Source organism: Shinella zoogloeoides (assembly GCF_022682305.1).
GTDB classification, from domain to species: domain Bacteria; phylum Pseudomonadota; class Alphaproteobacteria; order Rhizobiales; family Rhizobiaceae; genus Shinella; species Shinella zoogloeoides_B.
This window is the reverse complement of record NZ_CP093528.1, coordinates 1,121,025-1,146,290: the sequence shown is the minus strand read 5'-3', so window position 1 is coordinate 1,146,290 and position 25,266 is coordinate 1,121,025. Positions and strand designations below refer to the sequence as shown.

Genomic DNA, 25,266 nt, shown 5'->3' with positions numbered 1-25,266 from the left:
GGATAGAGCCCGGGCGCCGTGCCAGCGGAAGAGAGAAAACGGCGAACGTCCCCTCGCCCCACGGCATTGACAGCCCTAGCGTCGGAAGCTGACATTCAGCCTGAACGCAGGAGGCCGGTGCAATGTATGGCGCACAGGAAGAACAGCCCCTTCTCAGCGGCGCGGAACCGGTCCTCTACGTGACCGACTTTCCCGCTGCCCTCGCCTTCTACACGCGGAAGCTCGGCTTTGCCTTGGACATCACTTACGGCGACCCACCGTTCTACGGCATCGTGCAGCGGGACCGGGCGCGGCTCTGCCTGCGGCTCGTGGAAGGACCGGTCTTTGCGGGAGACGTGCGGGAGCGTGAAGAATTGCTGTCGGCATCGATCACGCTCGACAGCGCAGCGGCCATCGAGCGGCTTTTCCTTGACTATCAGGCGGCGGACGTGCCCTTCCACCTGGCATTGACGACGCAGCCGTGGGGCGCGAGGAATGTCATCGTTCGCGATCCGGCCGGCAACCTCATCCTCTTTGCCGCCCCCGGCGACTGATCACTCGGCCGCCGGAACGCCGCGCGTCACGATCCCGAGGTCGTCGCTTTCGCGCACCTGCTTCAGCCGTTCCTCGGCCTGCACCGCCTCGCGCTGGCGGTTCCACATGGAGGCATAGAGGCCGTCGTCGCGCTGCATCAGTTCGCCATGCGTGCCGCGCTCGGCGATAACGCCGTCTTTCAGCACGATGATCTCATCCGCTGAGATGACCGTGGAGAGGCGGTGGGCGATGACCAGCGTCGTGCGGTTCTTCGACACGACGTCGAGCGCCGCCTGGATTTCCTGCTCGGTGCGTGTGTCGAGCGCCGAGGTCGCCTCGTCGAGGATGAGGATCGGCGGGCTTTTCAGGATCGTGCGGGCGATGGCGACGCGTTGCTTCTCACCGCCGGAGAGTTTCAGGCCGCGTTCGCCGACCATCGCCTTGAAGCCGCCCGGCAGGTGCCGGATGAAGGGACCGATCTGGGCCGCTTCGGCGGCGGCGGTGACTTCCTCGTCCGTAGCGCCGGGGCGGCCGTAGCGGATGTTGTAGGCGATGGTGTCGTTGAAGAGCACGGTATCCTGCGGCACCATGCCGATGACCTTGCGCAGGCTCTTCTGCGTGACGTCGCGCACATCCTGCCCATCGATGGTGATCGCCCCCTCCTGCACGTCGTAGAAACGGTAGAGGAGGCGCGAGAGCGTCGACTTGCCGGCGCCCGATGGGCCGACGACGGCGACGGTCTTGCCGGCCGGTACATCAAAGGAGATGCCCTTAAGGATCGGCCGGGCCGGGTCATAGGCGAAATGCACGTCCTTGAAGGAGATCGCGCCGTCGGCGGCGGCAAGCTCTACCGCGCCCGGCTTGTCCTGCACTTCCTGCTCCACTTCCAGCAGGTCGAACATCTGCTCGATATCGGTGAGGCCCTGGCGGATTTCGCGATAGACGAAACCGATGAAATTGAGCGGGATGGCGAGCTGGATCAGCATGGCGTTGATGAAGACGAAATCACCGACCGTCTGCTCACCGCGCTGCACGGCAAGGGCGGACATGGCCATCATGATCGCCATGCCGACGCCGAAGATCAGCGCCTGGCCGAAGTTCAGCCAGCCGAGCGAGGTCCAGACCTGCGTGGCGGATTTTTCGTAGCGCTCCATCGACTGGTCGAAGCGGCGGGCCTCCATCTCCTCATTGCCGAAATACTTGACGGTCTCGAAATTGAGGAGCGAGTCGATGGCCTTGGTATTGGCCTCCGTATCGCTGTCGTTCATCGCGCGGCGGATGGAGATGCGCCAGTCGCTCGCCCGCACGGTGAACCAGATATAGAGCCAGACGGTGACGGCGGTGACGAGCAGATATTGCAGCCCATAGCCCTGCCAGAAGACGGCGGCGGTCAGAAGGAATTCGATGAAGGTCGGCACGCTGTTGAGGATCGTGAACCGCACGATGGTCTCAATGCCCTTGGTGCCGCGCTCGATGACGCGCGACAGCCCGCCGGTGCGCCGTTCAAGATGGAAGCGCAGGGACAGGCGATGCAGGTGCACGAAGGTGCGATAGGCAAGCTGGCGCACGGCATATTGCCCGACGCTGGCGAAGAGCGCGTCGCGAAGCTGATTGAGGCCGGCCTGCAGGATACGCGCGCCGTTATAGGCCAGCACCAGCATGACCGCGCCGAGCAGGAAGGTCGGCAGCAGGCCGACGGCATCCGGCTTGTCGTTCAGCGCATCCGTCGCCCATTTGAAGAAATAGGGCACGAGCAGCAGGACGATCTTGGAGGCAAGCAGGAAGACAGACGCCCAGACGACCCGCATCTTCAGATCCGGCCGGTCCGAAGGCCACATATAGGGCCACAGGTTCACCAGCGTCTGGAGGAGATTGCTATGGTCGGCCGAAACCGTTTTCTTCGTCGTCGTTGCCACGCTGGCCTCCACCGGGCTTGCGCCCGGTCTCATGTCCGGTTCCCGCGCGAACGCGCGTCACCGGATTATCCGAATGAAAATGCGGCGCCCGGAGGGGCGCCGCATTGCGGAGATAGGACCTCGCCGGCCGTTTCGCAACGGCCGGCGGGAAATAACAGCGGTCAATTTCCGCGAACGCGCTTGCGATGCAGCTTCTCCGCCTCGGCGTCGCTCTCCACCGTCTTGTCCGGCACGCCGAAGACCTGGCCGGGGATGATACGGTCCGGGTTGGCGATCTGGTCCTCGTTGGCAAGGTAGATGGTCGTGTAGCGCACGCCCTTGCCGTAGATGCGGCGGGAAATCTGCCACAGCGTATCGCCGCGACGAATGATGACCGAGGTCTTGCTTTCCTTCAGCGGGGCCTGCTCCACGGTCGCCGGCTCTTCCGCGGCGGCTTCGCCATTGGTCGCGGACCCGGAGGCGGCGGTCGTCGCGCTTTCGGCGGCGGTCACCGACGGCATGCCCTCGAGCGCGACAAGCGCCGGCTGGTAGGCATCCCTGCCCGCATCCGCCGGGATCGCGGCGAGACGATCGAGCGCCGTCGAGGCCCAGCCCTTCAGCTTCTCGATGGCGGCGGCGACATCCACCGCCGCATCCCCCGGCGCGACAAAGCCCGTGATGCCCTTCAGCGCATCCTCGAGCGCGACGCGCGCGGTCCGGATCTCCGCCGGGTCGGCATTGCGGCCATCGGCAAAGAGCGCGGCGAACTGCTGCTGGAGGGTTGCGGCCTGCGTTGCCAGCCGTTCGATGGAATTATCCGCGGCGGCCTTGACGTCGCCCGCGGCGACCTTCGCCTTGTCGATAGCCGGGGCCAGCGCATCGGCGACCGCCGTCTCGATCGAACCGAGCGCCTCGCCGACAGCATCGGCATCGGCGGGCAAGGCCTGGAGACGGGAGAGCGCAGAAGCCGCGGCGGCCGAAGCCTTGGCGGCCATGGCACGGGCAGCTTCACCCTCTTCCTCGCCCGGCTTGAATTCGGCCAGCGACTTCAGCGCGATCTCCGTCGCCGAGCGGGCCGCAGCCAGTTCCTCCGCACCCGGCAGGCGGCCGTTCGCATAAAGTCCCTTGAGGAGCGCGATCGCCTTGTCGGCCTCGGCGCGCAGCTTGTCGAAGGCGCCGCCGCCGATAAGGCCGAGCGCCGGACCGGCATCGCCTGCCGCGCCCTCCTGCGCCACGACCGCGACCTGCTCGCCCTCCGGCCGGTCGAACGGAACGGAAGCACGGAAATCGACCTTGCTGCCGTCCGCGCTCATCACGTCGGCGCGCACGCTATGGCGACCGACCGGCAGATCGATCTCGCCGTCCACGACATAGCGGCCCGCGTCATCGGCCTTCGCCTCGCCGACGAGCGTGTCGTCGGCATAGATACGCACGAGCGCGCCGGGCCGGGCCGTGCCGGCGATGAACATGCGCTTGCCCTCCAGCTCGACGGCCGAGACACGGGCCTCGGCCTTGACGGCCGATGCGGCCGTCGCCGCGGCGTCGCCGGCAACCTGCTGCGTCTGCGAGACGGCGGCCGTTCCGCCGACTTCCGCGGATGCGACCTCGCCGGCAGCCTGTCCGGCCGTCGTCGTGGCCGTATCGGCGGCCTTTGCCGCCGTATCCGGCACGGTGATCAGGCGGCTCGCCTCGCCGGGCCGCGAGACCATGGCGAGCAGCTCGCCGCTGCCGTCCTTCGGCACGGAGACGGTCGCCACCTCTTCCGAGGTCTTCGTGGCGCCCTTGTCGTCCTTCGTGTTGAGGGTGAGCTGGTAGTCGCCGGCCGCCAGCGGCTGGTCGAAGACCGCGGCGAAATCGCCCGAGGGGCCGATATCGGCCGTCGCGACGACCGTCTCGCCATTGCGGATCTCCAGCTTCGTGTTCGGCTGGCCGCGACCGGCGATGACGGTGGAGCCGTCCGGCTCGACGCGCAGGAGATCGAAGGCCGGCGTGACCCACGCGGCCGCAGGATCGGCGGGCGTCTCCGCCGCCTTGGCGGTCTCCTCGGTCGTTGCAGCGGCAGCCGGCGCTTCATCCGTCTGGCCGGACTTGGCGCGGGCCTGCTTGCCATCGGCGGCCGTCGTCTCGCCGCCGCCTTCCGCCGGCTTGCCGACCAGCGTCGCGACGGGCGTTTCCGCCGGCTTTTCCTTGTTCATGTTGGGCAGCACGAGGAAGATCATGAGCAACGTTGCCACCGCCAGCACGATCAAGGCCACCAGGCCAGTCCTGTTCTTCATCATCGACTCTCTCTCTGTCCCGGTTTCCCGGGAGTCCCTGAGCAAACAGCTATCGATTCCGGGGGCCGCGCACAAGCTTTCGGGGCCGCTGCCGGCCGCCTGTCCGGGCTTTTTCTCCGCCATCGTCCTTGACGGGCCGCCGGGCGGGTGGCTGAATCCCGCCATGAGCGAACAAACCCTGCCGATTCGATCCGTCTGCGTCTATTGCGGCTCCCAGCCGGGCCGCGATTCCGCCTATATCAACGCCGGAAGGCAGCTCGGCAAGGCGATGGCCGAGAACCACCTGCGCCTCGTCTACGGCGGCGGCACCAAGGGCGTCATGGGAGCCGTCGCCAGCGGCGTGCTCTCGCATGGCGGCCGCGTCACCGGCATTATACCCGAATTCCTCGTGGATATGGAGGCCACCCGCCATTCGCTGGGCCAGCTCAGCGAACTGATCGTCACGCCTGACATGCACGAGCGCAAGCACAAGATGTTCGACCGCGCCGACGCCTTCGTGGCCCTGCCCGGCGGCATCGGCACGCTGGAGGAGATCGTCGAGGTGATGACCTGGGCGCAGCTCGGCCGTCACCGCAAGCCAATGGTCTTCGCCAATATCGGCGGCTTCTGGGATCCGATGCTCAAGCTCATCCGCCACATGGCCGACGAAGGCTTCATCCACACCGCCCACCTAGTCCAGCCGCTCGTCATCGACGAGCCGGGGGAGATCGTCGCGACGCTGCTCGACCACTGGGCCGGCCAGATCGACCGCGAGGGCGAGGCCGGAATCATCGCACGGCTCTGAGAAGAGTTTCCCGAAACGGTAAAAGAAAAGCCGGAGGTTCGTCGCCTCCGGCTTTGTCGTTTCATTCCGCCGGCTTCAGCTCCGCCGCGGCGAGGCGTCTGGCGCGGGCCGTACTTAGCATCGAGCCGGAATAGATGACGAGCGCCACCCAGATGAACGCGAAGGCGACGAGCTTGGCCGTGCCGAAGGGCTCGCCGAAGATGAAGACGGCGATGACGAAGATCATCGTCGGGGCGATATACTGCATGATGCCGATGGTGGAGAGCCGCAGGAGCTTCGCGCCGTTGGCGTAGATCATCAGCGGGATCGCCGTGATGATGCCGCAGGAGAGCAGCCAAAGGACGTCAGCCGTGCCGGTGTCGCCGAAATGGCCCTGTCCGGTCGATTCGAGCCAGATCACATAGCCGATCGCCGGCACGCTGAGCAGAAGCACTTCCAGGAAGAAGCCCTGGTTCGGGCCGATCGGCAGCGTCTTGCGGAAGAAGGCATAGAAGCCCCACGAGAGGCAGAGGCCGATGGACACCCACGGCAACCCGCCCGCATCGAAGGCCAGGATCGCGACCGCGCAGGCGGCAAGGCCGATCGCCACCATCTGCGCCGGGTTCGGCTTCTCCTTCAGCAGCACCGCCCCGAGGAAGATCGAGAACAGCGGGTTGATATAATAGCCGAGCGCCGTCTCGATTGCCCTGCCCGCGCCGATGGCCCAGACATAGATGCCCCAGTTGATGGTGATCAGCACCGCCGTCAGCGTCGCCATGGCGATCATGCGCGGCGAGCGCAGCGCCGACTTGATATCGGCGGTGCGGCCGAGCCAGACCAGCACGAGACCGGCGAGCGGCACGGACCAGATGATACGATGCGCCACCACTTCAGGCGCGGGGATATGCGCCACCGCCTTCATGAAGAAAGGCAGGAAGCCCCACAGCACATAGGCGGTCAGGGCGAAGGCAAAACCGCGCGGCGAATCGCCGGTCTGGGGGCCGCTGGAGGAATTGGCGTCGGCCATGGTGTCATTTCCCGTCGATCTATCGGATTTCCGACGGAAATACTCCAACAGCCGTGAATGTACCAATTCATTCCGGTGAAGGGATGTGTGAGCGGCGCTGAACCTTATTCCGCCCCAGCGAGTTACAGGCTCACTCGGGCGAGGCCACTCCGGCTGTTCTCAGATCGGTGAAGGTAAAGCCCCGATCCTTCGTCAGCATCACGGCGTCATGACGCTTGGCAACCGCATAGTGGAAGCAATCCGCCATGTTCAGGGCACGGTTCCGCTCGTTTTCCGGCACGGCATGCCGTCCGTTCGTCTCGAATATGTCGAGAGCCAACGCCTCATCCCGTGTGTCGATCGGCAGCACTTCGATCCCGGCGACATCGATGAAAGCCTGAACGATCGCCTTTGCCTCGCCCATGGATTGCTTCCTCTTGCGAAACAAGCCGGCTGCCGCCTCCCACGTGGCGAGCACGGACGTTACTCTTTCCGGCGCATCTTCCAGCAGAACCGCATGGGCTTCGCCATCCTCTTCGCCGGTCAGGATCGCAATCATAACCGACGCGTCGACGAACATCAGTCCTCTCCACTCAACGTATCAAAGAAAGTCTTGTCCGCGGGAAGGCCCGTATTCTCCGCAGACGCCACGCGCTCCCGCAAGGGCTTCAGCCTCTCCCAGAGCGGAACATTCTCGCCAGAACGCCGGAGTTCGTTCTCCAGCGCGATGCGCACCGCCTCCGTCTTGGTAACGCGCTTGCGCGCTGCCAGCTTTTCAGCCAGCACATCGACCTGCCTGCTGCGAATGTTGAGGGCCATGACCTGCTCCTGTGTAGACAAATATGGCATCGTCCACACGGGAAATCAAACAGCTCCCCTCTCTACTCCGCCGCCACGCGCCCCGCCTCGCCCCTGTTCTTCAGCAGCTTATAGACGATAGAATCCATCAGGGCCTGGAAGGAGGCGTCGATGATGTTGTCGGAGACGCCGACCGTCCACCAGCGGGCGCCCGATGCATCGGTCGATTCGATGAGGACGCGGGTGATGGCCTCGGTGCCGCCGTTGAGGATGCGGACCTTATAGTCAGCGAGTTCCAGGTCGGCGATCTCGGCCTGGTACTTGCCGAGGTCCTTGCGCAGGGCAAGGTCGAGCGCGTTGACCGGACCGTGGCCTTCGGCGACGGACATCATGGTCTCGCCGTCGACGATCACACGGACCACGGCTTCCGAGACCGTCTTGAGCTGGCCGTTGACGTCGTAACGGCGCTCGACCATCACGCGGAAGCTCTCGACGTGGAAGAAATCCGGCACCGTGCCGAGCGTGCGGTAGGCGAGAAGCGCGAAGCTCGCGTCGGCGCCCTCATAGGCATAGCCGGTGGCCTCGCGCTCCTTGACGATCTGGATGAGCCGGTCGAGCTTCGGATCGTCCTTGGCCACCGTTATGCCGCGCAGCTTCAGCGCGTTGATGAAGTTCGCCTTGCCGCCCTGGTCCGACACCATGACCTTGCGCAGGTTGCCGACGCTTTCCGGCGTGACATGCTCGTAGGTACGCGGGTCCTTGAGGAGCGCGGAGGCGTGGATGCCGGCCTTGGTGGCGAAGGCGGACGCGCCGACATAGGGCGCCTGATGATCGGGCGAACGGTTCAGAAGCTCGTCGAAGGTGTGGGCGAGCTTGGTGAGGCCGGTGAGCTTTTCCGTGTCGATTCCGGTCTCGAAGCGGGCGCTATAGGCTTCCTTGAGCGCGAGCGTCGGGATGAGCGTGACGAGATTGGCGTTGCCGCAGCGCTCGCCGATCCCGTTGAGCGTGCCCTGGATCTGGCGCACACCCGCCTCCACGGCGGCGAGCGAATTGGCGACGGCCTGTCCTGTATCGTTATGGGCGTGGATGCCGAGGTTTACGCCCGGCACGCCGGCGGCGATCACCGCCTTGACGATGGCCTGCACCTCGGAAGGCTGCGTGCCGCCATTGGTGTCGCAGAGCACGACCCAGCGCGCGCCGGAGGCGAAGGCCGTCTTCGCGCAGGCGAGCGCATAGTCCGGGTTCGCCTTGTAGCCGTCGAAGAAGTGCTCGCAGTCGATCATGGATTCGCGGCCCGAGGCGACCACGGCCTTGACGGATTCGGCGATGCTCTCGAGGTTCTCCTCATTGGTGCAGCCGAGCGCGACGCGCACATGGTAGTCCCAGCTCTTGGCCACGAGACAGATCGCGTCGCTCCGGGAATCGAGGAGCGCGGCAAGGCCCGGGTCGTTTGAGGCGGAAACACCGGCGCGCTTCGTCATGCCGAAGGCGACGAACTGCGCGCGGCCGGTGCGCTTCTTCGAGAAGAAGGCCGTATCGGTGGGGTTGGCGCCCGGATAGCCGCCTTCGACATAGTCCAGCCCGAACGCATCCAGCATGCCGGCAATGGCGATCTTGTCCTCGACGGAAAAGTCGATGCCGGGCGTCTGCTGGCCGTCGCGAAGCGTGGTGTCGAAAAGGTAGATACGGTCTTTCATCGGTTCCCTCCCGGGAGGCAGTCTGTCTCAGTTCTTGCCGGCGAATTTGTCGGTCGCGTAAATCAGGCGGTCGAGGATGCCGGGTTCGGAATAGGCATGCCCCGCCCCTTCGACGAGGTAGAATTCCGCTTCCGGCCAGGCCTTGTGCAAGGCCCAGGCGTTCTTTGCCGGGCACGGCATGTCGTAGCGGCCATGGGCGATGACGCCCGGAATGCCATGGAGCCTGTAGGCATCGCGTAGAAGCTGCCCCTCCTCCAGCCAGCCGGCATTGACGAAATAGTGCGTTTCGAGCCGCGCGAAGGCATCGGCGAACTCGTCCACGCCGAAGCGGCCGCTCGTTGCCGGTTCCGGCAGGAGCGTGATCGTCTCGCCTTCCCAAAGGCTCCACGTCTTTGCGGCAGCGATGCGCACCGCCTTGTCGTCGCCCGTCAGGCGGCGGTAATAGGCCTGCATCATCTCGTGGCGCTCTTCCGGCGGGATGGGCGCGACGAAGCGCTCCCATTTGTCGGGGAACATTTCCGAGACGCCGAACTGGTAGTACCAGTCGAGTTCCGCCTTGGTGAGCATGTAGATGCCGCGCAGGACCAATTCGGAGACATGTTCCGGATGCTTCTGCGCGTAGGCGAGTGCCAGCGTCGAACCCCAGGAGCCGCCGAGGACCAGCCACTTTTCCGCGCCCGCCATCTCGCGCAGCTTTTCCATGTCGGCGACGAGGTGCCAGGTCGTGTTGGCTTCCAGCCCGGCATGCGGCGTGGACCGGCCGCAGCCGCGCTGGTCGAACAGCGTCACGTCGTAGAGCTTCGGATCGAACAGCCGGCGGTGGCTCGGCGCGATCGTGCCGCCGGGGCCACCGTGCAGGAAGACAGCGGGCTTGGCGCCCGGCGTGCCGGCCCGTTCCCAGTAGATGACATGCCCGTCGCCGACATCGAGATGGCCGGAGGCATAGGGTTCGATCTCGGGATAGAGGCTGCGCAGTTCGCTCATAGTTTCATTCCGTGGGCGGGCCAGTTTTCGGTCTCGTGATCGGGATGCTGGAAGGAGATGATCTTCTCCTGCTGGCTGTAGTAGTCCGGGTCGTCATGGACGGGAGCGGAGAAGATCGCCTCGACCCATGGCAGGCGCGAACCGTAGTTGACCTGGATCTGCGGGGCGAGATCACTGCGGTCGTCGAAGGCGCCGATGGCGATTTCCAGACCGCCGGGGTGCTTGTAGGTCAGCGGCGTGCCGCAATGCCGGCAGAAGCCCCGCGCGATGTTGATCGAGGACTGGAAGTAGGCCGGTTCCTCGCGGGTCCATTCCGTCTCGCCCCTGGCGGTGACGAGCGGACCGAAGAAGCCGCCGAACTGCTTCTGGCACATGCGGCAATGGCAGATCGAGGGGCGGCCGAGTTCGCCGCGGATGCGGAAGCGAACGGCGCCGCACTGGCAGCCGCCGGTCCTGATCTTTTCCTGTTCCGTGGTCATGGCAGGCTCCTTCAGCGATAAGAGGAATAGGCAATGACGGCGATGACGACGGCCGTGATCAGGACCAGCTTGCCGGCGATGAGATAGAGCCACTTGCGGGGAAAGCCGAGTTCCGGCTTCGGCGCGCTCATGCCACGTCCTCCGGCGGCCATCGGTCCGTATCGTGGTCGGGATGCTGGTAGGAGACGAGATCGGCCAGGAAGGACGCCGCCTCCTGATCCGCCATCGTCTCCTCGCCCGGCAGGTCGCGGATCGTATCGACATAGGGCAGCTTCGCCTCGGTACCCCACTGGATGCGCGGGGCGATCTCGGCGGGATCGTCGAAGGCGGCGATGGTCAGCGCCACGCCGTCCGGGGCCTCGTAGGTCAGCGGGGTGCCGCAATCGGCGCAGAAGCCGCGGTAGCCGTGGTTGGAAGACTGGAAGCGCTTCAGCTCCCCGCGCGTCCATGTCAGCTTCGCGCCGCGCACGGAAACGAGCGGCAGATAGAAATTGCCGCTCGCCTTCTGGCACATCCGGCAATGACAGACCGACGCATCGCCAAGCGCGCCCTCGACATGAAAGCGCACGGCACCGCACTGGCAGCCGCCGGTGTAGAAGGGGGTGGTCACCTTTTCACCTCCCACGTCGTCACGCGCTCGCCCGTTGCCGGGTCCTTCCCGTCCTTGAGCTGGACGCCCTTGGCAGAAAGGTCGTCGCGGATCCTGTCCGCTTCGGCGAAGTTCTTCGCTTTCAGCATTTCGAGGCGGAGCTGGATGATCGTGTCAATGCTCTCCTCCAGCGCCTTGGAAACCTCCGCCTTCTTCGGCAGCACGCCGAGAAGCCGGGCGCTGGCGGCGAAGACCGGGAGCATCAGCGGGTCGCTGTTGGCGCATTGGGCAAGCGCGTGCAAAGCCTGCACGGCACCGACCGTGTTGAGGTCGTCGAAGAGCGGGGTCAGCACCGTCTGATCCACCCGGCCCTCCGCCGGGTCGCCGCCGGCGGGCCATTTCGAAAGAAGGCGCTCAGCCTCTTCGAGACGCTTGACGGAAAAGTCGATCGGCTCGCGGTAATGCGTCATCAGCATGGCGAGGCGCAGCACCTCGCCCGGCCACTTGCGGCCGCCGAATTTCTCCTCGTGCAGCAATTCCGTGATCGTATAGAAATTGCCCTCGGATTTCGACATCTTGCGGCCTTCGACCTGCAGGAAGCCATTGTGCATCCAGACATTCGACATGACCTTGGTGCCATGCGCGCAGCGCGACTGGGCGATCTCGTTCTCATGGTGCGGGAAGATCAGGTCCAGACCGCCGCCATGGATGTCGAAGACCTCGCCGAGATAGGCGGCGGACATGGCCGAGCATTCGATATGCCAGCCGGGGCGGCCGCGGCCCCACGGGCTGTCCCAGCCCGGCTCTTCCGGCGAGGAGAGTTTCCAGAGCACGAAGTCGCCCGGGTTCTTCTTGTGCGCATCGACGGCGACGCGGGCACCGGCCTGCTGCTCGTCGAGATTGCGCTTGGAGAGGTCGCCGTAGTCGGCCATCGAATGGGTGTCGAACAGCACCTCGCCATTGGCCTCATAGGCATGGCCGCGCTCGATCAGGCGCTCGATCAGGGTGATCATGTCCACCTTGCCGTCGGCGCGCGGCTGGACGAACTCGGTGGCGCGCGGCTCATGCGTCGGCTGCATGGCACCGAGCGCCTCGATATCGGCATGGAACTGGTTTGCGGTCTTCTCCGTCACGCGGCGGATCGCCTCGTTGAGGGAGAGCGAGCCGCTTTCGATCTCGCCGCCGAAATCGCGCAGCGCCCGGGCGTTGATCTTGTCGTCGACGTCCGTGATGTTGCGGGCATAGGTAACGTGGCTTTCGCCGTAGACATGGCGCAGCAGGCGGAACAGCACGTCGAAGACGATGACCGGGCGCGCATTGCCGATATGGGCGAAGTCGTAGACCGTCGGGCCGCAGACATACATGCGCACGTTATCGGGATCGATCGGAGCGAAAGGCTCCTTCGAGCGCGTGAGCGTGTTGTACAGCGTCAGGACCGGCTTTTCGGCCATAGGAATCTCCCAAAATGCGTGCGCCCGGCTGGCCGGGTCGTTGTCATCCGGGGATTTTGGGGGACGAAAACGGCCGGGCCAGCGCGTGCGCTAGCGAATAATGCTCCGGCGAATGCAGAGTACCGTTTTCATGGCCTGCTTTATCGCGCCGCACGCGCCTGCGGTCAAGCGGGCGTGATGGCCGGGTGGCGAATTTCCTGCCCGTTCGACCTTCCATCCCAAGCTGTTACCAAGGAGACAGGCATGCGCCGGGACATCGTGCGATATGTCCGCCGCTCACAATTGGTGATCGCGGAACCGGGGATTTCGGCTCTTCGCCGCAGAGCGATCAAAATTTGAGCAGAATTTGGCCGAAAGGGTCCGGTAAATGCATGGGTCATGGGGGTAGCAACCGGGGGAATCGTACGGGGCTGCCTGATGAACCGAACTTCAGGAGAGTGAAATGTCGATTGCAATGAAAAAGCCGGCGCAGCCTGTCGCCGCCAACGAGAACCTGCAGGAACGCTACAAACCGCTCGGCCTGCGCGCCGTCGTCGCGGCCATGCAGTGCAAGCCTGAGCAGAAGCTTGCCGATCCACGCCGCGAGCGCGACCTGCCCGCCGTGCTCCAGTCGCTCTACGAGTGAGCACCTTGTCTGGCGCAAAACCGCGTCGCACTGTTGCTGGCACTGCTCAAAAGAGCGAAAGCTGATCCGAAGATGGGGGCGCTTCTGCGCCCTTGTTCTTTTTCGGCGGCGCATCCTCGATGCGCTCTTCCACCGGCTCCAGAATGTCCGGCCCCATGTTGGCAACCTTGTTGACCTTGTCGGATACCGGGATCGCCTCGAAGAAACCGTCGTCGATGGGCTTCATGAGGTCCGTCACGTCACGCGGTTCCTGCGTCTTGCAGTCGAGCCAGCGGGCAAAATCCTCCTGGCGGATGACGACCGGCATGCGGTCGTGGATGCGGGAAATGTCGTTGTTCGCGGCCGTCGTCAGGATCGCGCCGGTATCGACCTCCGAGCCGTCCGCCGAGGACCATGTCTCCATCAGGCCGGCGAAGGCGACGATCTCGCCCTGTTTCGGGCGGATGAAATAAGCCTGCGCCTTCGCGCCCTTCTCTTCCAGCCGCCGCCACTCGAAGAAACCGGAGGCCGGCACGAGGATACGGCGATGGCGCATGGCGGCCTTGAACGAGGCCTTGCCGATGGCCGTTTCGGAACGGGCGTTGATCAGCAGCGGGAATTCGCGCGGGTCCTTGACCCAGCCGGGCATGAAGCCCCAGCGCACCAGCATCGCCCGGCGCTCCGGCAGGTTGCTGCCAGGCGCCTGCCGCTCGCCTGCGACGACGACGAGGATCGGCTGCGTCGGCGCGATATTGTAGCGCGCGGGCAGGTCGTCCATTTCGGCAAGATCGAAATAGGCTTCGGCGAGGTCCGTCTTCGCCAGCAATGCAAATCGTCCACACATGGCGTCGTCATCGCACTTTGCCTATAAGGGGTCAATGAAGCGCAACCGAACCGGACCGCGATGAAGAAATCCAAGAAGCCCCAGCCCGCCTCCTCCGCCATCATCGAGCGTGACGGGCGCTACCTGCTCGTGCTGCGCACCAAGCCGCCTTCGGACGCCATGTACGCCTTTCCCGGCGGGCGCGGCGAGGACGGCGAGACGCCGGCCGAGACGGCGCTACGCGAACTTTTCGAGGAAACCGGCATAAAGGCCGAAAAGCCGCTGCTTTTCGCGACCTACGACCTGCCCGGCCGCGAGGACGGCCCCGGCAGCCCCTCCTTCTTCCTCTCCGTCTTCAAGGTGAAGGCCGACCGCGATGCGGTCGCCGTCGCCGCCGACGACGCGGCGAGCGTCGGCTGGTACACGGCCGAGGAAATCGCAAAACTCCCCGCTCCCGACAGCGTGCGCGAATGCATCGCACGCCTCGAGGCCGAGCGGCTGGAGACCACGGCATGAAAGCGATTCGCCTCGCCGTCGCCCTCGGCCTTCTCCTCGTCGCGCCCGCCCTCGCCCAGCAGGCGAAGGAAAGCGCCGGCAAGGAGGTCCCGGCAGCGGCACCCGTCGAGGAGAAACCCGCACCTTATGACGAACGACTGGAGCGGCTTTCGGAAATCCTCGGCGCGATGCACTATCTGCGCAACCTGTGCGCCGAAAAGGCCGAGGACAACTGGCGCGCCTCCGCGCAGCGCATCATCGACCTGGAAGCCGGCGCGGAACCCCGACGCAAGGAGAAGCTGACGGCAGCCTTCAACCGTGGATACCGCTCGTTCGCCGCCATCTATACCGCTTGCACCGACTCGGCGGTTGTCGCAGAAGAGAGATACCGTAACGAAGGTGCAACACTTGCCACAGAAATTACCGCGCGCTTCGGAAATTAGGAATAAATTAACCTGTTTTCGCAGCAGCCAGTGCCGTTTTGGGAAAAGGCTGCTAAGCTCGTTAACAGTGCAGTAAGAACTGAATGCCTCGCATGGACCGATCTATGGAACCTACTCTCAACGATATCGACGAGATGATCGTGCACGAGAAGATGCAGGCCGCTCTGGAATACCAGAACGAAGCCTGGGCAGACGGCATGGCGGATGGCATCGAGGCGGAGATCATCGCCGACGCGGCCATCGCGCTCGCCCTGCGCGAGACGATCCGCGTCCATGGCGAAAAGGGAGCGGAAGCGCTGCTCGATTCGCTGCGCGCCCGCCTTCTGGCCGGCGAATTTTCCCCCGCACGCACCCTGCAATAGGCTGGAAAGACAGGTCATGCAGATGTCGGCTGACGGCAAAAAGCTGTTTCGCAGCAGCCTCATCGTATTGTCGGTGCTTTTGGGAACGACGGCGCTCATCGCGCCGCCCCGCCCCGCCTTCGCGCTCAGCGAGCTGAAGAAGGCGCCGGGCGAGGAACCGCAGAAGCCTGCGGAAGACGAGAAGGCCGCGCCCGAGGAAGAAAAGCAGGAAGAGCCGGAGACCTCTCCGCTCGAACTGCCGATGCCCGACCCGCTGATCCGCAGGAACGGCGCGGTGACGGAGCCTGCCGACGAGCCACCCGTCACCGACGAGCAGCCCGACGAGACACCGCAAGCGCCCGTCGAGGTGATTCGCGATATCGAGAAGGCGCCGGAGCCGGTGCGCCGCATGCGCGAACTGATCGTCGAGGCCGCCGCCTCCGGCGATATCCAGCGTCTCGCCCCGCTGCTCGGCAAGGGCATGACGGAAACGCAGGTCTCGCTGGTCGAAAGCAACGAAAGCCCTGTCGAGACGCTGAAGGGCCAGTCCGGCGATCCGGACGGCAATGAGGTGCTGGCGATCCTTCTCGACGTGCTGGCGACCGGCTTCGTGCATGTCGGCAAGGGCACGCCGGACGAGATGTATGTCTGGCCCTATTTCGCCGAAAAGCCGCTCTCCAGCCTGACGCCGCCGGAAAAGGTGGACCTCCTGCGCATCGTGACGGCGGGCGACTATGCCGACATGCAGGAATTCGGCAGCTACAATTTCTACCGTGTCGGCATCACGCCGGACGGACAGTGGAAGTTCTTCGTCACCGGCGAATGAGCCTATAGGGCCTCAAGCCAGACATGGCCGGGATGGGCGTGCGCAAGGCAGGCCTTGAGCCAGCCGCGCTGCGCGGCGTCCAGCTTCGGCAGCGCGCAAGCAAAATCCGCCTCGTCCTTGTCACGCCGGTACTTCGCCTTGAAAAGCAGGATGGCCTGCGGCGCAAGATAGGGAATGCCCTCGGCAGTTACCTGCACCATCTCGCCCCGCGGCCGGAGGATCGAAGGATCACGCTTGTAGACCCAGGTTTCCGGCGTGCCGTCCTCGAGCATCATATCGACGCGCCAGCAGCGCGCCACCTCATCCTCGCACCAGACCTGCGCGATGCCTTCGGCGGGCGCCTCGCCCTCTCCAAGCGGCTCCACACGACCATCGCCGACCGCATGGAGCCGCAGGTCGGCGAAAGCGACGCGGAAGACGGGAAAGTCGCGGCGCAGGATCGTGAATTCCAGATCCTCATGCGCCCGCGTTTCGCATCCATGCCAGAGATCGAGCGCCCAGCCGCCGACGACGCACCACGGCCGGCAAACCCCGGAAAGCCGGCGTGCAAGCTCGCCTGGCGTCCAGGCGGACCAGGCGTCGTGCGGAAGGGGCGGCATGGTCTTCATTGTCTGTAGGCCTCGCTGCGCGGGCGTTCTTCATAACGATATGGAGCCGGCGGACAAGGGCCATGACCTTGCGAAAGACGCCCGGCCGTTCTACCTCTCTGTCAAAGGTGCGGCGACGCACCCCCTGCGCCGGACGTGCCGGCGCTAGAGAAATCTGGATACTCCCATGCCTTCCGTTACGCTCTCCGGCCGCGCCTTTCTCCGCATCTCCGGCAAGGATGCCGAAGCCTTCCTGCAATCGCTGATCACCACCAACCTGCCCGACCTTCAGGAAAACGAGATTCGCCCCGGCGCGCTGCTGACGCCGCAGGGCAAGATTCTCTTCGACTTCCTGATCCGCCGCGACGGCGATGACGCCTTGCTGATCGAAACGACGGAAGACCAGCGCGATGCGCTTCTCAAGCGGCTGACCCTGTACAAGCTGCGCGCCGCGGTCGACCTTGCCGTCGTCGACGGCAACGAGGCGACGGTGAACTGGGACGACGCGGAAACGGAGGCGCCGCGCGATTTCCGGTTCGCCAAAGCGGGCCTCGACGTCTCGCGCCGCATGGGCGGCGGCGGCGCGGACGATGCCGCGCTTTACGACACGCTGCGCATTCAAGCCGGTCTGCCCGAGGCCGGCCGCGACTATGCGCTTTCCGACGCCTTCCCGCACGACGCGCTTCTCGACCGCAGCGGCGGCCTTTCCTTCCGCACCGGCTGCTATGTCGGGCAGGAGGTCGTTTCCCGCATGCAGCATCGCGGCACCGCGCGCCGCCGCCCGGTCATCGTGCGGGGTGAGGTCGCGCTTCCGGCGACGGGCACGGAGCTTCTTGCCGGCGGCAAGCCGATCGGCGCGCTCGGCAGCGTTTCCGGCGCGCTCGGCCTTGCCATCATTCGCATCGACCGCGCGGCGGACGCCATGCGCGGCGGAACGCCGATCACGGCGGATGGCGCACCCGTCACCGTCGAGCTGCCGCCATGGGCCGGCCTTGCCTTCCCCGAGGAAGCCGCCGAGGTACCGGCGCAATGAGCGGGAGCGAACGCCCCAAGACGGAAGCCCGCGCCTGGCAGCGCATGCTGTCCGGTCGCCGCCTCGATCTTCTCAACCCCTCGCCGCTCGATATCGAGCTTTCCGACATCGCGCACGGCCTTGCCCGCGTCGCGCGCTGGAACGGCCAGACGAACGGCGACCACGCCTTCTCGGTGGCGCAGCATTCGCTCGTCGTCGAGGCGATCTTCCGCCGGCAGAACCGCTGCAACGCGCAGGAATGCCTGATGGCGCTGCTGCACGACGCGCCGGAATATGTCATCGGCGACATGATCTCGCCCTTCAAGGCCGTCGTCGGCGGCGGCTACAAGAGCGTGGAGAAACGGCTGGAGGCGGCCGTGCACCTGCGCTTCGGCCTTCCGGCCGCAACGCCCGCCACGCTGAAGGCGAAGATCAAGAAGGCCGATCAGGTCGCCGCCTTCTTCGAGGCCACCGAGCTTGCCGGCTTCTCCCATGCGGAGGCGACGAAATTCTTCGGCGCGCCGCGCGGCATCACCGTCGACATGATCGAGATCGTGCCGGTTCCCGCCGTCGAGGCGCAGAAGCGCTTCGCCGAGCGCTTCATGGCGCTGGAGGGCGAGCGCGGCCCCCTGGCGGCGGCGGTGTGACGATGGGCACCATCGTCGTCGCCCCGCTCGGCAAGATCGCGGAACTGGCCGTGCGCCATCGCTGTCGCGAGATGCTGAGCCTCGTCGCGCCGAAGCAGGGTTTTCATCGCCCGGCGGTGATCTCCGCCGAGCGTCACCTGATCCTCGGCGTCAACGACATCGCGTTTGCCGGCACCGGAAATCTCGTCGCCCCCGGCGAGGAACATGTCGCGGCGATCGTCGGCTTTGCCCTTGGTTGGGACCGGCAGGCGCCGCTGCTCGTGCATTGCATGATGGGCGTTTCCCGCTCCCCCGCCGCAGCGCTCATCGCCGCGCTTGCCGTCGCGCCGGATCAGGACGACCATGAACTGGCGCAACGCCTGCGCCGGGCCTCCGTGCAGGCAACGCCGAATGCGCGGCTGATCGAGATCGGCGACCATGTGCTCGATCGCGGCGGCCGGCTGATCGCCGCCGTCAAGGCCATCGGTCGCGGCGCGGATTATGTCGGCGACAGCCCCTTCGTTTTCTCGGCCACACCATGACGGATACCGGCGCCCGCCCACCGGTCGAAATCGGCCTCAATGCGGCGGTGGTCGCGATTTCCGGCCGCAGCCCCTGCATCCTCGCCGCCGGCCGCGATGGCGCGCACGGGCGCGACGCCCTGCCCTTCGGCCCCTTCGATCCGCAGCAGCACCGCACCTTCGAGACGAGCCTGCGCGCCAGCGTGGAGGCGCAGACCGCACTAAAGCTCGGCTATATCGAGCAGCTCTACACTTTCGGCGACCGCGGCCGCCAGAAGGCTCCCGACGAGGCCGGCACGCACATGGTCTCGGTCGGCTATCTGGCGCTGACGCGCACCGACGCCGAGGCGAACGAGCGGCTGACGGAGGCGGGCGCAGCCTGGCGCGACTGGTATGCCTATCTTCCCTGGGAGGACTGGCGGCAGGGCCGCCCGGCGGTGATCGACCAGACGATCCTGCCCGCCCTGAAGAGCTGGGCGGCGGAGGGAGCTCGCGAGGAGCGGACGAGCGCCCTGCCCGCCCCGCGCACGCGCCTGCGCCTTGCCTTCGGCCTCGACGACTTTCCCTGGGACGAGGAGCGCGTGCTGGAGCGCTACGAGCTGCTTTACGAGGCGGGCCTTGCGGAAGAAGCGGTGACCGACGGCTGGGCGAAACCCGGCCAGCCCTCACCCGGCATCGCCATGCGCCACGACCATCGCCGCATCCTGGCGACCGCCATGGCGCGGCTGCGCGGCAAGATCAAATACCGCCCCGTCATCTTCGAGCTGATGGCCCCGGAATTCACGCTCACGGAGCTGCAGGCGACGGTCGAGGCCATTTCCGGCCGGCACCTGCACAAGCAGAACTTTCGCCGGCTCGTCGAGGGAGCGGAGCTGGTCGAGCCGACCGGCGCCTCCACCTCCGCCACCGGCGGTCGTCCCGCCGCCCTCTTCCGCTTCCGCCGCCGGATCTTCGAGGAGCGCCCCGCGCCCGGCCTGAAGGTCGGAATGCGGTAAGCTGCTCCATAACACCGGGCGACAATCAGCACAGGCCGGCATGGCCTGAATATCGTGCGTTCCCAGAACGTGTCCGCTTTCCTTCGAATAGCGAAAACGCTCTATCTCTTTGTCTTTCCATATTTCCGGACGCAGGACCGCTACGCACTTTTGCTGGAAATACTTTAGCGCACCACGACGTCGAGGCCGATGTCGAGCGTCGGCGCGGCCATGGTGATCTTGGAGGTCGAGATGTAGTCGACGCCGGTCTCGGCGATGGCGCGGATCGTCTTGAGGTTCACATTGCCCGAGGCTTCGAGCTTCACGCGGCGCGGATCGGTGGCATAGGCCGTATCCGCAAGGCCGGCGCAGTCGCGGTTGATCTCGACGGCGCGGCGCAGAAGTTCCGGCCCCATATTGTCGAGCAGCACGACATCCGGCTGCGCCTCCAGCGCCTCCTCCAGCTCCTCCAGCGTCGTCACCTCCACCTCGACCTTCACGAGATGGCCGGCAAAGGCGCGGGCGGCGCGAATGGCCCCGGCGACACCGCCGGCAACGGCGATATGGTTGTCCTTGATAAGGATCGCATCGTCGAGACCGTAGCGGTGCGACGAGCCACCGCCCATGCGCACGGCATATTTCTCCAGCGCCCGAAGCCCAGGGATGGTCTTGCGCGTACAGCAGACCCTGGCCGGCGTATGGGCGACCTCCTCGGCAAAACGCGCCGTATGAGTGGCGACGCCGCACAGATGCATGAGGAAGTTGAGCGCCACGCGCTCGGCCGAAAGCACGGCGCGCGCCGGACCGGAGACCCTGGCGATCACCGTGCCGGGCGACAGCCGGTCACCGTCCTTCACGAAGGCGTCGAAGCGGATCGCCGGATCCATCAGCCGGAAGGCCGCGCGGGCAAGATCGAGGCCAGCGACGATGCCGTCCTCACGCGCGTTCAGCTCCGCTTCCGCGATCATTTCCGGCGCGATCGTCGCCTGGCTGGTGATATCGCCGGCCCGCCCGAGATCTTCCAGGAGCGCCGCGCGGACCTGCTCCTCCACCATCAGCGGCGAAAGCACGGGGAGATAGGGCGTGGTCATGGCGTATCCTGTTCCGTTTCAATTCGATGATGGCGGCGTTACGCCGCCGCCGTTTCCGCAAGCTCAGCGACCACCCTGTCGGCATCCGCGAGGGTCAGGAAGGTACGGTGCTTCCATTCCGCCTTCTGCTCGGGGAAGTCCGAGCGGAAATGGCCGCCGCGGCTTTCCTCGCGCAGATAGGCGCCGGCAGCGATCAGCTTGGCCGTGGTGACGATGTTGTGGAAGCGCATGCGGCTGTTCTCGCGCTCCAGCACCGCGATCTCGCGGATGGCGGCGGCAAGGCCCTCGCGGGTGCGGATGACACCGGCCCGGTCGCTCATGATGCGGCGCAGGCGCGTCAGCGCGGGGCTGTCCTCGATGGTCACGAGATCGTCGCTCTCGCCGGCATTCTTGCCCCAGTCGTTGATCTTTGGCTCGGGCAGCATGCCCTTGATGTTTTCCGCGATGCGCGCGGCGAAGACGACAGCCTCCAGCAGGGAGTTGGAAGCAAGGCGGTTGGCGCCGTGGACGCCGGTGGAGGTGACCTCGCCGGCGGCCCACAGGCCGTCGATGGAGGTGCGGCCTTCCGCATCCGTCAGCACGCCGCCCATGTGATAGTGCACGGCTGGTACGACGGGGATCGGCTGGGTGACCGGGTCGATGCCGGCCGCCTTGCAGGAGGCGTAGACCGTCGGGAACATTTCGGGGAAATGCGCGCCCACGGCCCTGGTGCAATCGAGGAACGCGCCGCGGCCGGCCTGTACCTCGGCGAAGACGCCGCGCGAGACGATGTCGCGCGGGGCAAGCTCGCCGTCCGGATGGATATCCAGCATGAAGCGGTGGCCGGCGGAGTTGACGAGATGCGCGCCGTCGCCGCGCAGCGCCTCGGTGGCGAGCGGCGCGGGATCGCGTCCGATATTGATGGCGGTCGGATGAAACTGCACGAATTCCGGGTCGGCGATGATCGCGCCGGCGCGGGCGGCCATGCCGACGCCCTGCCCGCAGGCCTCCCAGGGATTGGTGGTGACGGCGAAGAGATGGCCGACACCGCCCGAGCAGAGCACGACGGCGCGGGCGGGGAAATGCACGCGGTTCTTCGACTGGCCGGCATCCGGCCGGGCGACCACGCCGGAGATGAAGCGGCCTTCGCGCACCAATTCCTCGACCACGTAGCCTTCCAGCACGCGGATCGACGGCGTGTTGCGCACGGCCGCAATCAACGCCTCCATGATGGCCTTGCCGGCCATGTCGCCCTTCACCCGCACGATGCGGCGCTCGGAATGGGCAGCCTCGCGGGAGAGCAGGAGCTTGCCTTCGAGATCGCGGTCGAAGGGCACGCCGTATTCGAGCAAGTCGTGGATGCGCGCCGGACCTTCGGAAACCATGAAGCGCGCCATCTTCTCGTCGACAATGCCGGCGCCGGCCTCCAGCGTGTCGGCCACATGCTTGTCGAAGGTATCGCCGGGACTCATCGCCGCCGCGATGCCGCCCTGCGCCCAGGCGGAGGACGCGCCCTGCCCGATGGGGGCGGCCGCGAGGATGGTGACGGGGCGCGGCGCCAGCTTCAGCGCGCAGAACAGGCCCGCAAGCCCGCCGCCGACGATGACGATATCGTCGATGCCGTTCCACGATTGCGGGCGGAAACTTTCCATGGGCATTTGTCTTTCCTCCGACGTCGCGGCCTGCCGCTCGCCCCTCACCTGCCTGCCGGCATCCTCTCCCCGCAAGCGGGGCGAGGAAGGAAAACCTCACCGTTCTGCCCCTTCTCCCCGTTTACGAGGAGAAGGTCCTGGCAGGGGGATGAGGGGCCGCGTGTGCGGGCCATACGTCCGTTACTGCTTCAAGTTCACCATCCGCTCGACGGCAAGGCGTGCCCGGCCGGCGATTGCCGGATCGACCAGAACCTCCTCCGTCATGTTCACAAGGCTGTCGAGTATCTTCGGCAGCGTAATGCGCTTCATGTGCGGACAGAGATTGCACGGTTTGACGAAATCGACGTCCGGCAGCTCGGCCTGGATATTGGAGGCCATGGAGCATTCGGTGACGAGCAGAACGCGCGAAGGGCGGTTGTCCTTCACGTAATTGATCATGCCCGAGGTGGAGCCGGCGAAATCGCAGACGGCGATGACATCCGGGTGGCATTCCGGGTGGCCGATGATCTCGATGCCGGGATGGGCGTCCTTGTAGGCAAGCAGTTCCTGCGGGGTGAAGCGCTCGTGCACCTCGCAATGGCCCTTCCAGGTGAGGATCTTCTTGTTCGTCTGCTTGGCGACGTTCATCGCCAGATATTCATCCGGGATGCAGAGCACGGTGTCGCTCTCAAGGCTTTCGACAACCGCCAGCACGTTGGACGAGGTGCAGCAGATATCCGTCTCCGCCTTCACATCCGCCGAGGTATTCACATAGGTGACGACCGGCACGCCGGGATAGCGCTGCTTGAGGAGGCGCACATCCGCACCGGTGATCGAGTCCGACAGGGAGCAGCCGGCCTTGGCATCCGGGATCAGAACGGTCTTTTCCGGGTTCAGCAGCTTGGATGTTTCCGCCATGAAATGCACGCCGCACTGGATGATGATCTCGGCATCCACCTTGGTGGCGTCACGGGCGAGCTGCAGCGAATCGCCGACGATATCGGCGACGCAGTGGAAGATTTCCGGCGTCTGGTAATTGTGCGCGAGGATGACCGCGCCGCGCTCCTTCTTCAGCCGGTTGATGGCGGCGACATAGGGCGCGTAGACCGGCCATTCGAAGGCGGGGATGAACTGCTTGACCTTCTCGTAGAGATGCTCCGTCTCGCGGGCGATCTCCGGCGTGAAGGTGAGGTCCGGTTTCTCGATGACGCCGAAGCGCTCCGCGGCGGTGAGCGGACGTACGCCTTCGGCTTCCGCCGCATGCTGGGCCAGAACGGTCATGGAACCCTCCCTTTCCGCTGGTTTCCAGCGGCTTCGCCATTTTGCTCAATATGAGCATAATGGCCGTAAAACAAAACCGGCATGGCCGGTGGTTCAGATTTAGAAACTTTTGTGACGCTTTGCAAGAAGCCCCGCCGAATTCCTTCCGGCGGGGCAAGCCGTTCGGCTCAGGCGACCGCCGGGCGAGGGACGCCCCTCTCCTGTATAGGCCAGTGCACGACGGCGGCGAAGAGACCGAGCACGACGCCGAGCCACCAGACCGGATCGTAGGTGCCGAAATGGTCGTAGAGATAACCGCCCATCCACACGCCGAGGAAGGAGCCGACCTGATGCGACAGGAAGACGATGCCGCCGAGGAGACCGAGATGCTTCGTGCCGAACATGATGGCGACGAGGCCGTTGGTCGGCGGCACGGTGGAGAGCCAGAGCAGGCCCATCACGATGGCGAAGATGATGACGGAGGCCGGCGACTTCGGCAGCAGGATGAAGGCCGAAACGGCGACCGAGCGGGCGATGTAGATATAGGCGAGGAAATACGGCTTCGAATAGCGCTGGCCGATGAAGCCGGCGGCAAGAGAGCCGATGATGTTGAAGAAGCCGATCAGCGCCAGCGCGATCACGGCGTAGCGCGCATCGATGCCGATATCGCCGAGATAGGCGGGGAAATGCGCGGTGATGAAGGCGACCTGATAGCCGCAGACGAAGAAGCCGGCGACCAGCAGCAGGTAGCTGCGATGGCCGAGGGCTTCCTTCAGCGCCTCGCCAATGGTCTGCTTGTACTCGTTGGCCGAGGTAATGCCCGAGGAGGAGTTGCCGCGCAGCGGAATGGCGATCAGCGGCACGAGCAGCATCAGCACGCCGAGATAGACGAGGCTGTCCGACCAGCCGTAAGCGCTGATGAGGCCCTGCGACAGCGGCGCGAAGAGGAACATGCCGGCCGAGCCGGCGGCCGTGCAGATGCCGAAGGCCATGGAGCGCTGATCCGGCGTGACATTGCGCGCAAAGGCGGAGAGCAGGATGCCGAAGGAGCCGGCCCCGACGCCAAGCCCCACCAATACGCCGCCGCCGACATGCAGCCAGAGCGGCGAGGTGCCGAGCGACATCAGGAAGAGGCCGAGCGCATAGACGAGGCCCGAGACGAGCAGCACGCGCCAGGTGCCGAACTTGTCGGCGATGGCGCCGAAGAACGGCTGGCTGACGCCCCAGGCGAGGTTCTGCAGGGCCATGGCGAGGCCGAAGGTCGTGCGGTCCCAGCCGGTATCCTGCAGCATGGGCAACTGGAAGAAGCCCATCGCCGAGCGCGGGCCGAAGGTGAGCACGGCGATCAGCGAGCCGGCGACGATGATGAGCCAGGGCATGGGCCGGCTCGCGGCGGGCGCCGTAAATGTGGATGGGGCGGACATAGGTATCTCCCGGATTCTGTGCGCGAAAACTACGCCGGGAGATCGATGAACGAAAGCGAATTTAATTGACCGCGCGATCAATGGGATTGATGGACAATCCGATTCAGCATTCCGGCGGATGTGCTTGACGCGGCTGTATTTTGGGCGCATGTCCCCCCGCAGGCGTCATACGGCGCCC

At 65.5% G+C, this 25,266-nt stretch carries 27 protein-coding genes; 11 read left to right on the top strand and 16 right to left on the bottom strand.

The annotated features are described in order from the left end of the window. Window positions 1–122: 122 nt before the first annotated feature. Window positions 123–533 (top strand): VOC family protein, encoded by a 411-nt coding sequence (locus tag MOE34_RS05910; protein WP_347342752.1) that lies wholly within the window; start codon window positions 123–125, stop codon window positions 531–533. Here MOE34_RS05910 and MOE34_RS05905 read toward each other — a convergent pair whose 3' ends face one another. Next, window positions 534–2,462 (bottom strand): ABCB family ABC transporter ATP-binding protein/permease, encoded by a 1,929-nt coding sequence (locus MOE34_RS05905; protein ID WP_242221845.1) that lies wholly within the window; start codon window positions 2,460–2,462, stop codon window positions 534–536. A 128-nt stretch (window positions 2,463–2,590) separates the two neighbouring features. Beyond that, complete coding sequence (locus MOE34_RS05900) at window positions 2,591–4,687, bottom strand: LysM peptidoglycan-binding domain-containing protein (RefSeq protein ID WP_242221843.1); 2,097 nt, start codon at window positions 4,685–4,687, stop codon at window positions 2,591–2,593. A 160-nt stretch (window positions 4,688–4,847) separates the two neighbouring features. Here MOE34_RS05900 and MOE34_RS05895 point away from each other — a divergent pair, with 160 nt between their 5' ends. Further along, entirely contained in the window at window positions 4,848–5,468 is a 621-nt protein-coding gene (locus MOE34_RS05895; protein WP_242221841.1) for a TIGR00730 family Rossman fold protein, read from the top strand. Window positions 5,469–5,529: 61 nt separating this feature from the next. Here MOE34_RS05895 and rarD read toward each other — a convergent pair whose 3' ends face one another. From rarD to cysS, 8 genes are all read right to left on the bottom strand, one after another. Next, entirely contained in the window at window positions 5,530–6,474 is a 945-nt protein-coding gene (gene rarD / locus MOE34_RS05890) for an EamA family transporter RarD (protein WP_242221839.1), read from the bottom strand. 130 nt (window positions 6,475–6,604) lie between these two features. Next, a complete protein-coding gene (locus tag MOE34_RS05885) occupies window positions 6,605–7,033 on the bottom strand; it encodes a type II toxin-antitoxin system VapC family toxin (protein WP_242221837.1) in 429 nt (142 codons plus the stop codon). Next, window positions 7,033–7,272 carry a type II toxin-antitoxin system VapB family antitoxin gene (locus MOE34_RS05880; RefSeq protein WP_242221835.1) on the bottom strand — a complete coding sequence of 80 codons (240 nt, stop codon included), beginning with the start codon at window positions 7,270–7,272 and terminating at the stop codon, window positions 7,033–7,035. Before MOE34_RS05880 ends, MOE34_RS05885 begins: the two co-directional genes overlap by 1 nt. Before the next feature lie 62 nt (window positions 7,273–7,334). After that, window positions 7,335–8,948 (bottom strand): citramalate synthase, encoded by a 1,614-nt coding sequence (gene cimA / locus MOE34_RS05875; RefSeq protein ID WP_242221834.1) that lies wholly within the window; start codon window positions 8,946–8,948, stop codon window positions 7,335–7,337. Window positions 8,949–8,975: 27 nt separating this feature from the next. Continuing rightward, window positions 8,976–9,932 carry a prolyl aminopeptidase gene (pip, locus tag MOE34_RS05870; protein WP_242221833.1) on the bottom strand — a complete coding sequence of 319 codons (957 nt, stop codon included), beginning with the start codon at window positions 9,930–9,932 and terminating at the stop codon, window positions 8,976–8,978. Continuing rightward, window positions 9,929–10,411, bottom strand: coding sequence for a GFA family protein (locus MOE34_RS05865; RefSeq protein ID WP_242221831.1), 483 nt, complete (start codon window positions 10,409–10,411; stop codon window positions 9,929–9,931). Before MOE34_RS05865 ends, pip begins: the two co-directional genes overlap by 4 nt. A gap of 127 nt (window positions 10,412–10,538) precedes the next feature. Beyond that, window positions 10,539–11,021, bottom strand: a complete 483-nt coding sequence (locus MOE34_RS05860) for a GFA family protein (RefSeq protein WP_242221829.1) — start codon at window positions 11,019–11,021, stop codon at window positions 10,539–10,541. Beyond that, complete coding sequence (cysS, locus tag MOE34_RS05855; protein WP_242221827.1) at window positions 11,018–12,451, bottom strand: cysteine--tRNA ligase; 1,434 nt, start codon at window positions 12,449–12,451, stop codon at window positions 11,018–11,020. Before cysS ends, MOE34_RS05860 begins: the two co-directional genes overlap by 4 nt. Window positions 12,452–12,893: 442 nt before the next feature. Here cysS and MOE34_RS05850 point away from each other — a divergent pair, with 442 nt between their 5' ends. Next, window positions 12,894–13,076, top strand: a complete 183-nt coding sequence (locus MOE34_RS05850) for a hypothetical protein (RefSeq protein WP_242221826.1) — start codon at window positions 12,894–12,896, stop codon at window positions 13,074–13,076. Window positions 13,077–13,122: 46 nt separating this feature from the next. On the opposite strand, the gene MOE34_RS05845 is transcribed toward MOE34_RS05850, so the two are convergent. Next, window positions 13,123–13,899: an SOS response-associated peptidase gene (locus MOE34_RS05845; RefSeq protein WP_347342751.1), complete on the bottom strand. Its 777-nt coding sequence runs from the start codon at window positions 13,897–13,899 to the stop codon at window positions 13,123–13,125. A 60-nt stretch (window positions 13,900–13,959) separates the two neighbouring features. Here MOE34_RS05845 and MOE34_RS05840 point away from each other — a divergent pair, with 60 nt between their 5' ends. The 4 genes from MOE34_RS05840 (at window position 13,960) to MOE34_RS05825 (ending at window position 15,983) form a co-directional block, all read left to right on the top strand. Continuing rightward, window positions 13,960–14,394: an NUDIX domain-containing protein gene (locus tag MOE34_RS05840; RefSeq protein WP_242221824.1), complete on the top strand. Its 435-nt coding sequence runs from the start codon at window positions 13,960–13,962 to the stop codon at window positions 14,392–14,394. Beyond that, window positions 14,391–14,816, top strand: coding sequence for a TIGR02301 family protein (locus MOE34_RS05835; protein WP_242221822.1), 426 nt, complete (start codon window positions 14,391–14,393; stop codon window positions 14,814–14,816). The genes MOE34_RS05840 and MOE34_RS05835 overlap by 4 nt, the downstream gene beginning before the upstream one ends. Window positions 14,817–14,908: 92 nt before the next feature. Further along, window positions 14,909–15,178, top strand: coding sequence for a hypothetical protein (locus tag MOE34_RS05830; protein ID WP_206366646.1), 270 nt, complete (start codon window positions 14,909–14,911; stop codon window positions 15,176–15,178). Between the two features lie 22 nt (window positions 15,179–15,200). Continuing rightward, on the top strand, window positions 15,201–15,983 hold the full coding sequence (locus MOE34_RS05825) for a hypothetical protein (protein WP_431522431.1): 783 nt from the start codon (window positions 15,201–15,203) through the stop codon (window positions 15,981–15,983). 2 nt (window positions 15,984–15,985) lie between these two features. On the opposite strand, the gene MOE34_RS05820 is transcribed toward MOE34_RS05825, so the two are convergent. Next, window positions 15,986–16,591 carry an amino acid transporter gene (locus MOE34_RS05820; RefSeq protein ID WP_242221820.1) on the bottom strand — a complete coding sequence of 202 codons (606 nt, stop codon included), beginning with the start codon at window positions 16,589–16,591 and terminating at the stop codon, window positions 15,986–15,988. 166 nt (window positions 16,592–16,757) lie between these two features. On the opposite strand from MOE34_RS05820, the gene MOE34_RS05815 reads away from it, so the two are divergent. Genes MOE34_RS05815 through MOE34_RS05800 form a run of 4 tightly spaced genes read left to right on the top strand, consistent with a single transcriptional unit; the run spans window position 16,758 to window position 19,724 of the window. Further along, window positions 16,758–17,603: a YgfZ/GcvT domain-containing protein gene (locus tag MOE34_RS05815; RefSeq protein ID WP_242221818.1), complete on the top strand. Its 846-nt coding sequence runs from the start codon at window positions 16,758–16,760 to the stop codon at window positions 17,601–17,603. Continuing rightward, window positions 17,600–18,229 (top strand): HD domain-containing protein, encoded by a 630-nt coding sequence (locus MOE34_RS05810; RefSeq protein ID WP_242221816.1) that lies wholly within the window; start codon window positions 17,600–17,602, stop codon window positions 18,227–18,229. The genes MOE34_RS05815 and MOE34_RS05810 overlap by 4 nt, the downstream gene beginning before the upstream one ends. A gap of 2 nt (window positions 18,230–18,231) precedes the next feature. Beyond that, window positions 18,232–18,750, top strand: a complete 519-nt coding sequence (locus MOE34_RS05805; protein WP_242221814.1) for a tyrosine phosphatase family protein — start codon at window positions 18,232–18,234, stop codon at window positions 18,748–18,750. Further along, window positions 18,747–19,724 carry an NUDIX hydrolase gene (locus MOE34_RS05800; protein WP_242221812.1) on the top strand — a complete coding sequence of 326 codons (978 nt, stop codon included), beginning with the start codon at window positions 18,747–18,749 and terminating at the stop codon, window positions 19,722–19,724. Before MOE34_RS05805 ends, MOE34_RS05800 begins: the two co-directional genes overlap by 4 nt. Before the next feature lie 164 nt (window positions 19,725–19,888). Here MOE34_RS05800 and nadC read toward each other — a convergent pair whose 3' ends face one another. From nadC to MOE34_RS05780, 4 genes are all read right to left on the bottom strand, one after another. Then, window positions 19,889–20,794 carry a carboxylating nicotinate-nucleotide diphosphorylase gene (gene nadC, locus MOE34_RS05795; RefSeq protein WP_242221811.1) on the bottom strand — a complete coding sequence of 302 codons (906 nt, stop codon included), beginning with the start codon at window positions 20,792–20,794 and terminating at the stop codon, window positions 19,889–19,891. A gap of 38 nt (window positions 20,795–20,832) precedes the next feature. Next, on the bottom strand, window positions 20,833–22,431 hold the full coding sequence (locus MOE34_RS05790) for an L-aspartate oxidase (protein WP_242221809.1): 1,599 nt from the start codon (window positions 22,429–22,431) through the stop codon (window positions 20,833–20,835). A 174-nt stretch (window positions 22,432–22,605) separates the two neighbouring features. Then, entirely contained in the window at window positions 22,606–23,685 is a 1,080-nt protein-coding gene (nadA, locus tag MOE34_RS05785) for a quinolinate synthase NadA (RefSeq protein WP_242221807.1), read from the bottom strand. 167 nt (window positions 23,686–23,852) lie between these two features. Further along, window positions 23,853–25,088 carry an MFS transporter gene (locus MOE34_RS05780; protein ID WP_242221804.1) on the bottom strand — a complete coding sequence of 412 codons (1,236 nt, stop codon included), beginning with the start codon at window positions 25,086–25,088 and terminating at the stop codon, window positions 23,853–23,855. Window positions 25,089–25,266 lie beyond the last annotated feature (178 nt).